The following is a 14,809-nucleotide window of genomic DNA, read 5'->3' as shown; positions in this document are numbered from 1 at the left end:
CTTCCGGGGCCGCGTCTGTGGTGACCTGCGCCACCGGCCGGTGCGACCGGCGGCGTCAGTCCGTGGCGATCGCGTTCAGTACGTTCATCCGCCCGGCCCGGAAGGCCGGGAGCAGCGCGGCCAGCAGGCCGACGACCGCGGAGCCGATGAAGACCAGGATGATCGTCGTCCACGGGATCTGGAGGACGCCGAGCCCCTGGGAGGCCAGCACCTTCTGTCCCGTGGTGCCCCAGCCCAGGCCGAGACCGAGGCCGACCAGCGCGCCGAAGAGCGCGATGACCACCGATTCGAGGCGGATCATCCGGCGCAGCTGGCGCCGGGAGGTGCCGATCGCCCGCATCAGGCCGATCTCCCGGGTGCGCTCGACCACCGACAGGGCGAGGGTGTTCACCACGCCCAGGATGGCGACGATGATCGCGAGGCCGAGCAGCCCGTAGATCATGTACAGGAGCTGGTTGACCTGCTTGTGGATGAGGTCCTTGAAGTCGGACTGGTCGCGGACCTTGAGCTGCGGGTAGTCCTTGACGGCCGCGGTGAGCGAGGCGCCCGCCTCCTTGGCCTGGCCGTCGACGGCCTTGGCGAACATGATCTGGTCGAGCGGCTGCTTGTCCGCCGGGAGGTACTGCTTGGCGGTGGCCAGGTTGGTGTACCAGGCGCCGTGGTCGACCGTGGTGTCGTCGCTGGTGATGACGTTGACGCGGAGCTTGGTCGGCGTGCCGCCGATCATCGTCACCGGCAGCTCGTCACCGATCTTGATGTGGTGGTCCTTGGCGTACGCCTCGTTGACGGACATGCCGTTCTTCGCGTACGCGTCCTTCAGATCGCCCTTGACCGTCTTGAGCCGCAGGTCGTCGGCGTAGGTCGGGCTGACCGCGCTGAACTGCTTGGTGACCGTCTTGCCGTCGGGCAGCGTGACCTTGGCGTTGACGCCCGCGTACTCGGTGAAGTGCTCCATGTGGGAGGCCGACTTGATCGCCGCGACCAGGGCGGGGGTCAGCGGCTGGCCGCCGTCGGGCTGGAGGATGAAGTCCGCGCCGACCGACTTGTCGAGCTGGTCGTCGGCGGAGGCCACCATGGACGAGCCGACCACCGACATGCCGGCGACCAGCGCGAGGCCGATCATCAGCGCGGAGGCGGTGGCACCGGTACGGCGCGGGTTGCGCAGCGCGTTGCGCTCCGCGAGGCGGCCCATCGGTCCGAAGAACCGCAGGATGACCGCGCTGACCGCCCGTACGATCACACCGGCCAGCAGCGGGCCGATGATCACGAAGCCGACCAGGCTGAACAGCACGCCCAGGCCCAGCAGTCCGCCGCCGGAGGACGCCTTGTCCGACTGTCCCGCGCCGACCAGCGCCACGGCGCCGATCGCGCAGACCAGGACGCCGATCGCGGCGCGGATCCGGCCGGACTTCGCGTCGGTGGGGGTGCCCGCGTCGCGCAGCGCGGCCATCGGGGAGATCCGTCCGGCCCTGCGGGCCGGGATGTAGGCGGAGATCACGGTGACGATGACGCCGATGGCCAGGCCGACGATCGGGGTGGTGGCCTTGATGGTCAGCTCGGAGGTGTCGAGCTTCATGCCCGCCTGGCCCATGAGCTTCATCAGGGCGATGGCCAGGCCGATGCCGCCGCCGATGCCGAGCAGCGAGCCGACGACGCCGAGCAGCACCGCCTCGACCAGCACCGACCGGTTGACCTGCTTGCGGCTGGAGCCGAGGGCCCGCATCAGGCCGATCTCGCGGGTGCGCTGGGCGACCAGCATGGAGAAGGTGTTGACGATCAGGAAGATGCCGACCAGGACCGAGATGCCCGCGAAGCCGAGCATCGCGTACTTCATGAAGTTCAGGAAGCTGCCGACGTCGTCCTTGTCCTTCTTCTTGGTCTCGGCGGCGGTGTCGACGGTGTACTTGCCCGCGCCGATGGCCGTCGTGACGTCCGCCTTGAGGCGGTCGTCGGTGACGCCCTTGGCCGCGGTCAGGCCGTAGCCGGTGTACGCGTGGCTGTCACCGAGCAGCTTGGCCTGGGCGGTGGCGGTCTCGATGTAGATGACGGCCGCGCCGGGGTTGGTGGTCTTGAAGGTGACGATGCCGGAGATCGTGACGTGGAAGTCGCCGGGCGCGGCGATGACCCGCAGCGTGTCGCCGATCTTCAGGTGGTGCTTGTCGGCGGTGTCGGCGTCGATCACCGCGTCGGTGGGCCCGCGCGGGGTGTTGCCCGAGGACAGCTCGACGGCCTTGGTCTCGGTCGGGTCCCAGTTGCTGACGATGGTCGGGGCGCCGCTGGTCGGGCTGATGCTCTTGTTGTTCGCGTCGGCGACCGTCACCTGGTCGCTGGTGACGTCGGGGTAGGACTTGGCGACGCCCGGCACCTTGAGCAGGGTCTGCTGGAGCGAGGCGGGCACGGTGTCGGGCCGCCCGGTCTCCTGCGCGTCGTCGACCTTCTTGGCGCTGATGGTGACGTCGGAGGCGGTGGAGCCGAAGAGCTTGTCGAAGGTGGCGGTCATGGTGTCGGTGAACACGAGCGTGCCGCACACGAACGCCACCGAGAGCAGGACGGCGACGGCGGACAGCGCCATGCGTCCCTTGTGCGCGAGGAAGTTGCGCACCGATGTCTTCAGGACGGTCACGAGGTCCTCCCGCGACCGTCGAAGGACTTCATGCGCTCCAGGACGCCGTCGGCGGTCGGGTTCTGCATCTCGTCGACGATCCGGCCGTCCGCCAGGTACAGCACGCGGTCGGAGTAGGAGGCGGCGACCGGGTCGTGGGTGACCATCACGATGGTCTGGCCCAGCTCGTCCACCGACTTGCGCAGGAAGCCGAGGACTTCGGCGCCGGCGCGGGAGTCGAGGTTTCCGGTCGGCTCGTCACCGAAGATGATCTCGGGGCGGGCGGCGAGGGCGCGGGCGACCGCGACGCGCTGCTGCTGGCCGCCGGAGAGCTGCGTGGGGCGGTGCTTGAGGCGCCCGGCGAGACCGACGGTCTCCACCACCCGGTCGAACCAGTCGCGGTCCACCTTGCGGCCCGCGATGTCCATGGGCAGCGTGATGTTCTCCACCGCGTTGAGCGTCGGCAGCAGGTTGAAGGACTGGAAGATGAAGCCGATCTTGTCCCGGCGGAGCTGGGTGAGCTTCTTGTCCTTGAGGGTGGTGATCTCGGTGTCGCCGATCCAGATCCGGCCCTCGGACACGGTGTCCAGCCCGGCCAGGCAGTGCATCAGCGTGGACTTGCCGGAGCCCGAGGGGCCCATGATCGCGGTGAACCGGCCGCGCGCGATGTCGACGTCCACCGCGTCGAGCGCCAGGACGCGCGTCTCGCCGCTGCCGTACGCCTTCGTCACCGCTCGGCCTGCTGCGGCAACGGCCGGACGCTCTCCGCTGCCCCCGGACTTGGGAATCGTCACTGCCGTTGTCACGTGAATCTCCTGTGAGGTCGATGCGGGCCCTGACCAGGCCCTGTTGAGCCGGTGTGCTCAGCTTGTCGGAGCGGCGTCCCCCGGCACGATGGGGGAGGTCTCCGTCTTGTGGGTGGGGCTATCCCCACCCCGCCTCATGACCGTATGGAACGGACGGCCCGGGATCGTCATCCGCCGGTACGAACCGATGGCCACCAAAAGTAGGTACCTCCCCCTAGGGGTCTGCTACCTGAGGCTCATCCCCGTGTCGGGGACGTCGCCGCGACCACGCGAAGGTGTCCTTTACACGTACGGGAGTTGAGGGGTCGTCATGGCCGGGGGGACACCCGCGTCCACGGCCGCGGACGCGGTCGGTCCGTCGTGGACGGGTACGCCGTGAGCCGGTCTTTCGCGGCTCAACCCGGCGAAGGTCAGTGCATCGCGGCTCAACCCGGCGAAGGTCAGTGCTTCGCGGCTCAACCGGGCGAAGGTCAGTGCATCGTGAGGCGCACCGGGCGTACGCCGCCGATCAGGGCGGTCAGCGCGCGGTCGATGTCGGGGCCCACGTACCAGTCGCCGGTGTGGTCGACGGTGTAGACGCGGCCCTCGGCGTCGATCGCGAGCAGCGCGCCGGACGCGGGCTCCTCGCCGAGCGGGCTGATGTCGGTCTCCAGGGCGCGGCCGAGATCGCCGAAGGTCCGCGCCAGGTGCAGGCCGCGCAGCGGGTCGACGGCGATGGCCGTGGGGGCGATCTGCCGGCCGGGACCCGAGGCGCCGGGGATCAGCAGGCCGCCGAACTCCGCCCACGCCTCGACCGCGGCGGGGAAGACGGCGTGCCGGTGGCCGCCCGGCGACTCGTACGCCCGCAGCCGGTCCGCCCAGAACTCGGCCTGCTTGATGTCCCAGCGCCCCGGCCGCCAGCCCGCGGCGCGCAGCGCGGCGTCGACGCCGACCGGGAAACGGGTGGTGCCCGCCATCGGGATGCTCATACTCCTTCGGCCGCCGGATCCACCGGCTTGACCCCCAGGTGCGACAGCAGCGGCGCGCACGAGCGGCAGGGCGGGGCGTACGCGCCGTGCGTCGGGTCGCCGTCCTCCCGGATGCGCCGCGAGGTGAGCTTCGCCCCGCGCAGCGCCTTGCGGGCCTCACCCTGGGTGAGCGGCTTGCGGGACGCACGCTTGCCCCGGTTTGCCTCGACTGCCGTCAAGTGGCGTGAAATGAGCACCGGTTCGGGACAGCGCCCGGCGAACCGTTCCCGCTGCGCGACCGGCAGCGCGTCCAGGAAGTCCTGAACGATCGGGTGCAGTACGGGCGGTTGCTCACCTTTGGCACCGGTGCAGGTCAGCACGTCGTCGCGGATCAGCAGCGCGGCGGCGACCGCGGGCATGATGCCGTCCCTGCGGTGCCGCAGCACCGGCGGGCTCACCGGATCGTCCGAACCGCTCCAGCTCAAGCGCGGATCGGCGGCCCCCGCCGCCTGGGTCTGACTTGTCATGATCTGTGTGCGTCCCTCCATCCGCCCGCCTGGGCGGGCGATCCCCCGTATGTCGTTCAGAGTGCCAAACAGGCCATGCGACGGGAAGCCGGACGCGGCACCGCGCCCATCGCGTGTGGGCCATGTCACCGTCGTGTGACGGAGCGTCGGCAGCACGGGCACAGCATGTGCACAAAACCGGCCGCCATACGGTCGCGGGCGATCGTCGTACGGGCGCGGACGGTCGACGCAGGGTGACGGCCGGTCCCCGGCCGGCGCTACCCGAACACATGTCGGCGGCGGGGGCGCGCACCGCGGGGGCGTCAGGCACGCACAGCCGCGACACAGCTTCGGCGCGGCATGGACGCGCGCCCGACATGGCGGGAGTATCGGCAGTCGGTCCGCGCCCGCGGACCCGCTGCCGCCGATCAGGGAACGTGACCCCCCATGCGCAAGACCCGGCTCCGCCTGGCCGCCGCCGTGCTCCCCGCCCTCGTCCTCGCCGCGGCCTGCTCCGGCTCGTCCGACGGCTCCAAGGACGCCGACGGCAAGGGCGGCAAGGCCACGGGCTCCGCCTCGGCCTCCGCTCCGACGAGCGGCGCCGACAGTCCGTCGGACGGCTCGGCGCTCACCAAGGCTCAGCTCACCAAGGCGCTGATCGCCGAGGCCGACGTGCCCGGCTGGACGATCCAGGTCTCGCAGACCGACGACTCCGCCGACACCTCCACGCTCACCGCGGACAAGCCCGCGTGCCAGCCGCTCGCCGACATCACCAGCAGCAAGCCGAAGATCCCGCGCAAGGCGTTCGTCGGCGCGGCCTTCGCGAAGACGACGTCGAGCGCCACCCCCGACGCGATCAACCAGATGCTGGTCGCCAGTCACGCGCCCGGTGACGCCGAGAAGGTCATCGAGTCGGTGAAGACGGCGCTGGGCACCTGCAAGAGCTTCACCGCGACGGACAACACCGGCACCAAGACGCCGTTCACCATCGCCAAGGGCCCCGCGGTGCCGACCGGCGACGAGGCCGTCTCCTATGTGATGGCCGACACCGCGGACAAGAAGTCCGGCGCGGCCCTGGTGAGCGTGGTGCGGACCGGCGACACCATCACCGCGTACCTGTCGGTGAAGTCGGCGGGCGGCGCGGGCACCCTGCCCATCGACGTCGCGCGCAAGCAGAGCGAGAAGCTGAAGGCGGCGCAGGCGAAGTGACCGTCCGCTGAAGGGCCTGCGGGGACCGTCTCGGGGCACACCCCGGGGCCGCTTTCGCGCACCTCTTTGTGAGCGGCCCCACAGGCGAAATCGCGCCCCTGGTGCCGTAAAGTCGCGCGGCAACGGACCGTCGCCCGTGCGATCCCGGGGACGGACACAACACAGGGGAACACCAGATGCCGATACGTGCACGCAGTCGCCTACTGACCGGTAGCCGGGAGTCGGCCGCTGACCTGCGACGCGGCGGCCCGCACACGCGGACCGCCGTACTGGCGGCCGCCGCCCTGGTGCCGGTGCTCGCGCTCACCGCGGCCTGCGGGGGCGGCGGGGGCGGCGACGACAAGGCGAAGAAGGAGCCGGGCCCGGTCCGCGCGTCCGGCGCGGTGTCGACGGCCAGGCTCACCTCCGCGCTGCTCACGTCCTCCGACGTCCCCCACGTCCAGGTGCTGCCCGCGGGCAGCAAGACGCAGCTCCTCGGTCCGGCCACGACGGTCGACAACGCGGCCTGCCAGCCGGTCGCCGACCAGTGGAGCAGCCGGCCCAAGCACACGCGGCAGGTGTACACCGGCGCGATGGTCACCGACACCGCGGACAAGGACAAGAACGCGAAGGCGATCAGCCTGGAGGTGATCGCCTCCTACGCTCCCGGCACCGCCGAGACCGTGCTGGACGAGCTGACCACGGCGCTGAAGACCTGCCGCGGCTTCAAGGCCACCCGCGACGGCGGGGTCACCTCCTACACCGTCCGGCCGGTGGCGCCGCCCGCGGGCCGGCCCGCGCTGGGCGACCAGGAGGTGGCGTACACGATCGCCGACACCGCGCGGGGCGCGGCGGGCGTCGTCCTGGTCACCGTGGTCAGGTCTGGCGGCGCCACCGCCGCGTACGAGACGGTGCGCGCCGACCACAAGACGGCGACGCTGCGGGCGGCGATCGCGCTGAAGCAGGCGGAGAAGCTGCGGGCGGCGGCGACCGGCGACTGAGCCCGGCGGGGGCCGACGCGGGGCCGACGCGGGGGCCGACAGCCGCAGACGCGGAGTCGAGGCGGAGTCGGCGCGGAATCGGCGGCTGCCGACGCGGGCCCGGCGGCAGGCGGATCAGGCAAGTTATCCACAGGCCCTGGCTCTGCCCTGGTGGTGAGGCCCTAGGCTGTGGTCATCAGCCAGACGCAGCAGGGGGCAACCGCCATGACGACAGGTCGGCAAGGGCTGGGCGCACCTCCCGGTCCGCGGGCCGGGGGACGTATCGTGCCGCCGCCGAACGCGGCCTACGCCGGACAGGTCGTGCATTTTCCCGACCCGGTACGCGCCGCCCGCCATCCCCAGGGTGTCTGGGTGGACGACAACGGGATCCCGGACTTCGCGCCGTACGCGCGGGCGGTGGCGGAGATCGCCGAGCCCCCTGAGGGCTTCGGGATAGACGAGCTGCGGCTGACCGACTACGTGTCGGCGAACGCGGCGCTGCACGCCTCGGGCCACGAGCTGTGGGGCAGCCTCTCCCCCGTCGCGACCCCGCACGGCTGGACCTGGCACCACGTCATCGGGACCCGCCGGATGGAGCTGATCCCGGTCGAGGTCAAGGCGCTGCTGCGGCACCACGGGGGCCTCGCCGCCTCCTCCGCCGACCACGCCAAGCGCGGCACCCGGCCGCTCCAGGAGACCCGCCCGGTGCACTTCGGACTGCCGAAGGACCCGGTCGCGGTCACCGAGTCGCAGGTCCGTGACGTCGAGGAGGAGCTGGGCTACCGGCTGCCCGGCGGCTACCGCACCTTCCTGAAGGCGGCGGGCGGCTGTGCCCCGAGCGGCGTCGCGCTCGACCCGGACCTCGGCCTGCTGATCGACCAGCCGTTCTTCACCGTCCGCGACGACGCCGCGGTCAACGACCTGGTGTACGTGAACAAGTGCCTGCGCGACCACCTGACCAAGGACTTTCTGGCGATCTCCTACCTCCAGGGCGGCCTGCTCGCGGTCAAGGTCAAGGGCGAGCGGACCGGCTCGGTCTGGTTCTGCGCGTACGACGACGTCCGCGACGGCGACCGCTGGGCCGCCCCCGCCGACCGGGTCGCCGAACTGCTGCTGCCCTGCGGTGAGTCACTCGACGCGTTCCTGCTCCGGCTCGCGGGCAATCCGCCGGAATTGGAGACCGTCGCGAACCTGATGGTGGACGGGGGCTTCGCCAGCGCCGTCCCGGTGGAGGGATGAGGCCGGACATGGTCACTTTCGCGCAGGCCCAGGAGCGGGCGGAGCGCTGGATCAACGGCGACGTCCCCGCGTACGAGGCCCGGGAGATCCGGGTCCGCGAATTCGACCTCGGCTTCGTCGTCTGGTCGGAGCCGCGCGAGGGCGGCCCGTCCGCGGGCGACGGCGGCGACGTCCGCGTCGTCATAGCCAAGGACAGCGGCGAGGCCACCTTGTGGCCCGGCCTGCCCGTCGGCGAACTCATCAGGCGTTACGAGGAGGAGTACGGCCCGGTGCCGAACGACGCGGTGCCCGACCCGCCGCAACGCATCGACCTGGAGGCCACGTCCTTCCTGTTGAGCCCGCCGCAGTGGCTCCAGGACGCGGCCGACAAGATGGGCATCCCCGACAACCGCCGGTCGAGCCGGACCAACGGTGCCGGTATCGCCGCGGGCGCGGGCGCCGACGCTCCCGCGTGGCACGCCGCCGCCCCCGGGTCCGACGGCGCCCCGGCCGACCGTGCCCCGGCGGCCGACGCCGACGGCGGGTACGGCCTGGCGGCGGCCTCGGGACCCGCCTCGGGACCGGGCGACGGTACGGGCTCCGCGCCCGGCTCCGGCTCCGGCTCCGGCTCCGGCGGGATCGACTACCGGCGGCCCGCCTCCTCCGGCGCCTCGACGCCCTCCCCCGCGCCCGCTGACAGCGCTCCCGTCGCACCGGCCGCGTCCGGCGGGATCGACTACCGGCGCCCGGCCCCGGCGGCCGACGCGCCCGCGGCGCCCGCGGCGCCCGCGGAACCGGCCGTGCCCGGCGGCAGTTGGGCGGGCAAGACGACCAGCGACAGCGGCGAGGGCCAGTCGGTCCCGGTGCCCGCGACCGTCTTCGCGCCGCCGATCAGCGGCTCCGACCAGGTGGACCTCGCGCAGGACCCCGAGGCCGAGCAGGCCCGCACCGAACTGCTGCCGAGCGGCAGCGGGTTGCCCAAGACCCGGATCGCCCCGCCCGTGGAGCCGCAGGCTCCCGTGCCGCCCGCCAGGCCCGGCGTGCCGCACACCGTGGGGGGTTCGGAATTCCCGCCGCCCGGCGGACCCGCGGTGCCGCTGCCGCCGCCCGGCGGCCTCGGCGCCGGATCCGTGCCTCCGCCCGGTGGCCCCGGTCGCGGTGCCGCCGACATCGCCGACCTGGAGACGGCGAAGGCCGCCCGCGGCCATGTGCCGCCGCCCTCGGGCGGTCCGGTCCGCAGCCCGGACGCGCCGCCGCCCCCGCCGGGAGCCGCCGCTCCTGCGGGCGGTTACCTCCCGACGCAGCTCGTACCGCAGAATCCGCCGGGTGGTCAGAGCCCGCAGGGACCGCAGGGACCGCCGCCGCCCGGCGCCGGTCACCCCGGCGGCAACGACCCGCACTACGCGGCGACCATGCTCGCGGGCCCCGGCGGCCCGCCCGGACCTCCCGGCCCCACCGGTCCGACGGGACCGCCCCCGCCGCCGCCCGGCCCCGGCATGTCGCCGCCCCCGCCGCCCGCGGGGAACAACGACCCGCACTACGCGGCCACGATGCTGGCGGGGCCTTCGGGGCCGCCCGGACCCCAGGCGCCCGGCGCGGGCCCCGGCGCGCCCGGCCGGCCCGGCGGCAACGACCCGCACTACGCGGCCACGATGCTCGCGGGTCCCGGCGGCGCGCCCATGGGTCCGCCGCCCCCGCCCGGTGGCGGCGGCATGGCCCCGCCCCCGCCGCCCGGCTACGGCTACCCGCAGCCGACGGCGGTGCCCACGGTCGGACCCGGCTACATGGCGGTGCTCCGCTACCGCGGCCAGGACGGCAGCGAGCAGCAGCTCATCCGGCGTTCGGCGCCCGGCACTCCGCACCCGGAGTGGCAGATCCTGCACGAGCTGCGCTCGATGGGCGTGCGGCCCGAGCAGGTGCTCGAACTGCACACCGAGCTGGAGTCGTGCGACCTGCCCGGCGGTTACTGCACGCGGATGATCCGCGAGACCTGGCCGCAGGTGCGGATCAGCCACACCGCGCCGTACGGCAGGGACCACGCCAGCCGCCAGCAGGGCGTCCAGCATCTGCTGACGCACCAGGGCGAGCTGCACCAGGTGGCGGGCGCGCCCGCGCGCCCGCAGCCGCAGCGGGTGCCGATGCCCGACCCGCACAGTGTGCTGCGGGTGCCGCCGGTGCCGCTCGACGTGATCGGGCAGGAACTGGCGTCGGCCTTCGGGCCGCAGGGCCTGTTCCGCTTCGACCAGCGGGCGGTGTCCCGGCAGGGCGTGCCCGACATCGTGGCGCAGACCCTGGTGTGGGCCGGGCTGCCGGTGGACTTCGGCCCGTTCTTCTGGGCGCAGGCCCAGCCGGGTCAGCCGGTGCCGACGCTGGCGGAGCTGGCCCAGCAGCGCGGCGTGCAGGCGGCGTCGGACGCGGGCTCGTATCTGGTGATGGGCAATGACTTCGGCCGTCAGCTCTGTGTGCAGTACGGCACCGCGCACATCGTGGCGGTGCCGTTGGAGGCCGGTCCGGGCGGACAGCCCGCGCCGCCGCAGTTCGTCAATTCGAGCCTGCCGGAATTCGCCCGCTGCCTGGCGCTGCTGGGCCGGATGTGGCGGCTGCGGATCGGGCTGACGCCCGATCAGGCGGGCCGCTGGACGGTGGACTTCCAGGCGCAGCTCGCCGCGCAGGACCCGGCGGCCATCGCCTCGCCCGACCACTGGTGGTCGGTCCTCATCGAGCAGATGTGGGACGGACTGCTGTAACGGCCCCGCCAGGGCCCGGCCGACAGAAGTTCCGTCCCGCCGGGTCGTAGCAGAGGCGTCAGGGAACGGCCCCGCCGCGGCGGGGCCGTCCGCTGTGCCGTTCAGGCGGGCCGGTCAAGCGCTCGGCGGTGCGAACAGCGCCTGGACGGTTTCGGTGGCCAGGTCGCGCAGCCAGATGTGGGCGCGGTCCTCGTCGTACCGCTGGTGCCACAGCAGGTACAAGGGGACGTCGGGCAGCGGGAGCGGCGTCGGCAGGGTGAGCAGGCCGAGGTGGTCCCTGGCCTCGCGGGTGACCGCGTCGGGCACGGTGACCACGAGGTCGGTGTCGAGGACCAGCCGCAGTGCGAAGGCGGCGGTGGGCCCGGCGGCGGCGACGCGCCGTTCGAGGCCGTGCGCCGCCAGGGCGTCGTCGACCGAGTCGCGCAGGCTTCCGCGCCGGGAAACGGTGAGGTGTTCCGCCGCCGCGTAACGCTCGGGGCTCAACGGGCCCTCGGCCAGCGGGTGGCCGGGCCGGACGGCGACGACCAGCCGGTCCCTGCCGACGAGGCGGTGGCGGATGTCGGGAAGCGCCGACCGGCCGGAGCTGGATTCGAGGTCGACCTCGCCCCGGTGCGACTCGGGCGTGTCCGTGCCGGGTTCGGCGGACAGCCGCAGCCGGGCGCCGGGCGCCTGCTCGCGGACGGCCGTGGTCAGGGCGGTGCCGCAGGCCGCGGTCAGCGCGTCGTGCCAGCGCACGGTGAAGACCCGGTCCAGAGCCGCCAGGTCGAGGCTCTGCCGCGCGGACAGCAGGCGGTGGGCCTGCTGCACGAGGGCGTGGACTTCGGCGCGCATGGCCAGCGCGCGAGGGGTGGGGAGCATGCCGCGCCCGGCGCGGACCAGGATCTGGTCACCGGTGACCTTGCGGATACGGCCCAGGGACCGGCTCATCGCAGGCGCGGTCACATGGAGGCGGGCCGCGGCGCCGGTGACGCTCCCCTCCTCCAGCAGCGCGTCCAGGGCCGTGAGCAGGTTCAGATCCAGTTGCATGACAGTAAATCTACAAGTGAAAAGCATGCACTTGTTGTTAATCCACGGGCGACCTACCGTCGAAGTGCGGGCGCGAGAAGAACCGCCCCGCGGCCATCGACACCAGGGAGCCCCCCATGAGCACAGCCATGCCTTTCTCCGCCGGCACGACCCTCCTGTCCGACGTGACGGCCGCGGTGCGGACCGCCGGTCGCACGTTGCGCGACCGCCACACCACGCACGCCCGCGGCGTGAGCCTGGACGAGGTCGTCGCGGAGATCCACGCCAACGACGACGCGGTGCTGAGCGTGCTGCGCGAACCGCTGCTGCGGGCCCGGCCGGGATCGCGGTGGGCCGAGGACGAGTTGGCGGGCGGCGCGCTCCCGCCCGGGGAGTGGTGGGTGGTCGACCCCGCCGAGGGCAACATCAACCACGTGCACGGCATGGACGACTGGGCCGTCACCGCCACCCTGGTCCGCGACAACCAGCCGGTGCTCACCGTCGTCCACCTGCCGCTGACCGGTGACACGTACACCGCGGTGGCCGGCGGCGGCGCCCGCCTCAACGACCGGCCCCTGTCGGTGTCCGCCAAGACCGGTCTGGCCGCCTCGCTCATCGGCACCGGTCAGGCCAGGCCCGGCGAGGACGAGCGCACCTTCCGGCGGATCGGCGACTCCGTCACCGCCATGCTCGTCAACGGCCTGGTCGTACGCGTGTCCGTGCCCGCCACGATGCAGCTCATCCACGTAGCCGCCGGACGGATGGACGCCTTCTGGCAGTTCTCCGACGTCCGCTCGGGACTGGTCGCCGGCGCCCTGCTGGTCTCCGAGGCCGGAGGCACCGTCACCGACCTGGCGGGCGAGCCCTGGAGCACCCGCAGTCGCGACTTCCTGGCCGCGGCCCCCGGCGTCCACGCCGCCGCCCGCGAGGTCCTGTCGCCGATCGTCTGACCGGACGCCCGCCCTTACCCGCTCGACACCGCAAGGAGCATCACTTCATGACCACCATCGGCATCCTGGGCGCGGGCCGCGTCGGGACCCACCTCGCCAACAAGCTCTCCGCCGCGGGACACCAGGTCACCCTCGGCGGCCGGACCCCGGTGGAGACCGCCGCCCGCGCCGCCGGGGCCGCCCCGACGGTCGCCTTCGCCGACCAGCCCACCGCCGCCCGCGGCGCGGACATCGTGATCAACGCGACGCCCGGCGACAGTTCGCTGGAACGCCTCACCGGCCTGCGCGCCGAACTCTCCGGGAAGATCCTCGTCGATGTCTCCAACGCCACCCGCGATGCCGAGGACGGGCTGCCCGGCGACCTGTGCTACCCCGGCAGCAGCCTCGCCGAGCACCTCCAGGCCGCACTCCCCGACACCCGTGTGGTCAAGACCCTCAACACCATGCTGTTCATGGTCATGACCGCTCCCGAGATCCTGGCCACCCCGCCGACCGCCTATGTGTCGGGGGACGACGAGGACGCGAAGAAGACCGTCACCGGTCTGCTCGCCGACCTGGGCTGGCGGCCCGCATGGATCGAGGACCTCGGCGGCATTCGCACCGCCCGCGCCGCCGAGGCCATGATCCTGGTCGTGCCCCACGTCCTGCGCCGGAACGGCTTCACGCCGTTCGCCGTCTCCCTCGCGCGCTGACCCCCACCCCGCACGCGGCGAAGAGCCGGGTGACGAAGGGCACTTCCCTTCTTCACCCGGCCCGTCTGCGTTCGGGGCCATCGGGAAGGGAGTGGATGGGTAGGAGACAGGTCGGAGTGTCGCAGCCCGTACAATTCGGACATAAGCCAAAAATAGGCAGGACGGAACGGCCGACGGCGAGGGGCAGGGCATGAGCAGCAACACCGCATCGTCAGCCCGCAACATCGACACCGCGCGCGGACGCGGCTATCGGCCGGAACAGGTCGACCGTTTCCTCGACGAGTTGTCGGAGGACCGGGACGCCGCCTGGGAGCGGGCCGCCCGGCTGACGGTGCTCGCCAACGAGATGGACGCCGAGTGCGCCTCGTTGCGGCACCAGGTCGAAGCGCTCGGCGCCACCTCGTTCGACGCGCTCGGCGACGGCGCCCAGGAGTTGCTGCGGCTGGTCGAGGAGGAGGCCGCCGCCGTACGCGACCGCGCCGAGGCCGAGGCGCAGCACGCGCGCGACACCGCGGAGACCGCCCGCCGCACCCTCCAGGACGAGGCCCGCGCCGCCGCCTCCGCCCGGCTCGCCGCCGCCGAGGAGCAGGCGGAACGGCTCCTGGACGAGGCGTGCGGACGCGCCTCCGAGATCCTCGGCCAGGCCCGCGCGGAAGCCGAGGCCGTACGCGGCGAGGCGGGCCGCGCCCTGGACGCCATGCGGCAGGACGTCGGCCGGACCCTGGCCGAGGTCGACAAGGAGCGCCGCGAACGGCTCGACACCCTCGAACACGAGCTCGCCGAGCGCGAGGCCGGGGTCGACAGCAGGCTCGCCGATCTCCTCGGCGACGCCGAACGGCGCCTCCACGAGGCGCACCAGGAGCGTGCCGACGCCGAGGAGGCCCTGCGGGTGCAGCAGCAGGAGGCCGAGGAGCGGGCGTCCGAACTGCTCGCCCAGGCGCGCATGCACGAGGAGCGCACCCGCCGCGAGAGCGAGCGCTCGCTGCGCGAGCACGAGCAGCACCGCGACGAGATTCGCGCGCATCTCGCGCACGTACGGGCCACCCTCGCCTCCCTGACCGGCCGCCACCTCCCGCCCTCCGGGCCGGACCACCCCGAAGCACCGGGCGCCCCCGGCCTCCCCGAACAAGCCGACCCGTCCGACCCGGCCTGACCTCCAGGGCGCGCT

At 73.1% G+C, this 14,809-nt stretch carries 12 protein-coding genes; 7 read left to right on the top strand and 5 right to left on the bottom strand.

Annotation, left to right across the window (positions count from 1 at the left end; translation table 11 throughout):
- Positions 1 to 55: 55 nt before the first annotated feature.
- The 4 genes from ACZ4EF_RS03480 to ACZ4EF_RS03465 all read right to left on the bottom strand — a co-directional run bounded on the left by ACZ4EF_RS03480 (position 56) and on the right by ACZ4EF_RS03465 (position 4,882).
- Positions 56 to 2,623 carry an ABC transporter permease gene (locus tag ACZ4EF_RS03480; RefSeq protein WP_467502523.1) on the bottom strand — a complete coding sequence of 856 codons (2,568 nt, stop codon included), beginning with the start codon at positions 2,621 to 2,623 and terminating at the stop codon, positions 56 to 58.
- Positions 2,620 to 3,408, bottom strand: a complete 789-nt coding sequence (locus ACZ4EF_RS03475; protein ID WP_467502521.1) for an ABC transporter ATP-binding protein — start codon at positions 3,406 to 3,408, stop codon at positions 2,620 to 2,622. The genes ACZ4EF_RS03480 and ACZ4EF_RS03475 overlap by 4 nt, the downstream gene beginning before the upstream one ends.
- 470 nt (positions 3,409 to 3,878) lie before the next feature.
- A complete protein-coding gene (locus ACZ4EF_RS03470) occupies positions 3,879 to 4,376 on the bottom strand; it encodes an SUKH-3 domain-containing protein (protein ID WP_355346853.1) in 498 nt (165 codons plus the stop codon).
- A complete protein-coding gene (locus ACZ4EF_RS03465) occupies positions 4,373 to 4,882 on the bottom strand; it encodes a YwqJ-related putative deaminase (RefSeq protein WP_467502519.1) in 510 nt (169 codons plus the stop codon). The genes ACZ4EF_RS03470 and ACZ4EF_RS03465 overlap by 4 nt, the downstream gene beginning before the upstream one ends.
- A 426-nt stretch (positions 4,883 to 5,308) precedes the next feature.
- Between ACZ4EF_RS03465 and ACZ4EF_RS03460 the strand changes: the two genes are divergently transcribed.
- From ACZ4EF_RS03460 to ACZ4EF_RS03445, 4 genes are all read left to right on the top strand, one after another.
- Positions 5,309 to 6,070, top strand: a complete 762-nt coding sequence (locus ACZ4EF_RS03460) for a hypothetical protein (protein ID WP_355346847.1) — start codon at positions 5,309 to 5,311, stop codon at positions 6,068 to 6,070.
- 176 nt (positions 6,071 to 6,246) lie between these two features.
- On the top strand, positions 6,247 to 7,050 hold the full coding sequence (locus tag ACZ4EF_RS03455; protein ID WP_467502517.1) for a hypothetical protein: 804 nt from the start codon (positions 6,247 to 6,249) through the stop codon (positions 7,048 to 7,050).
- A 204-nt stretch (positions 7,051 to 7,254) separates the two neighbouring features.
- Positions 7,255 to 8,268, top strand: a complete 1,014-nt coding sequence (locus ACZ4EF_RS03450; protein WP_355346841.1) for an HNH endonuclease — start codon at positions 7,255 to 7,257, stop codon at positions 8,266 to 8,268.
- Positions 8,269 to 8,276: 8 nt separating this feature from the next.
- Entirely contained in the window at positions 8,277 to 10,994 is a 2,718-nt protein-coding gene (locus ACZ4EF_RS03445; protein WP_467502515.1) for an SUKH-4 family immunity protein, read from the top strand.
- 114 nt (positions 10,995 to 11,108) lie between these two features.
- Here ACZ4EF_RS03445 and ACZ4EF_RS03440 read toward each other — a convergent pair whose 3' ends face one another.
- Positions 11,109 to 12,020 carry a LysR family transcriptional regulator gene (locus tag ACZ4EF_RS03440; protein ID WP_467502513.1) on the bottom strand — a complete coding sequence of 304 codons (912 nt, stop codon included), beginning with the start codon at positions 12,018 to 12,020 and terminating at the stop codon, positions 11,109 to 11,111.
- Positions 12,021 to 12,136: 116 nt separating this feature from the next.
- Between ACZ4EF_RS03440 and ACZ4EF_RS03435 the strand changes: the two genes are divergently transcribed.
- The 3 genes from ACZ4EF_RS03435 to ACZ4EF_RS03425 all read left to right on the top strand — a co-directional run bounded on the left by ACZ4EF_RS03435 (position 12,137) and on the right by ACZ4EF_RS03425 (position 14,794).
- Positions 12,137 to 12,949 (top strand): inositol monophosphatase family protein, encoded by an 813-nt coding sequence (locus tag ACZ4EF_RS03435; protein WP_467502511.1) that lies wholly within the window; start codon positions 12,137 to 12,139, stop codon positions 12,947 to 12,949.
- 47 nt (positions 12,950 to 12,996) lie between these two features.
- A complete protein-coding gene (locus ACZ4EF_RS03430; protein WP_467502509.1) occupies positions 12,997 to 13,641 on the top strand; it encodes an NADPH-dependent F420 reductase in 645 nt (214 codons plus the stop codon).
- Positions 13,642 to 13,831: 190 nt separating this feature from the next.
- Positions 13,832 to 14,794, top strand: coding sequence for a DivIVA domain-containing protein (locus ACZ4EF_RS03425; RefSeq protein WP_355338013.1), 963 nt, complete (start codon positions 13,832 to 13,834; stop codon positions 14,792 to 14,794).
- Positions 14,795 to 14,809 lie beyond the last annotated feature (15 nt).

The organism is Streptomyces sp. NPDC025721, from assembly GCF_055558595.1.
This window is presented reverse-complemented; position numbering and strand designations above follow the sequence as displayed.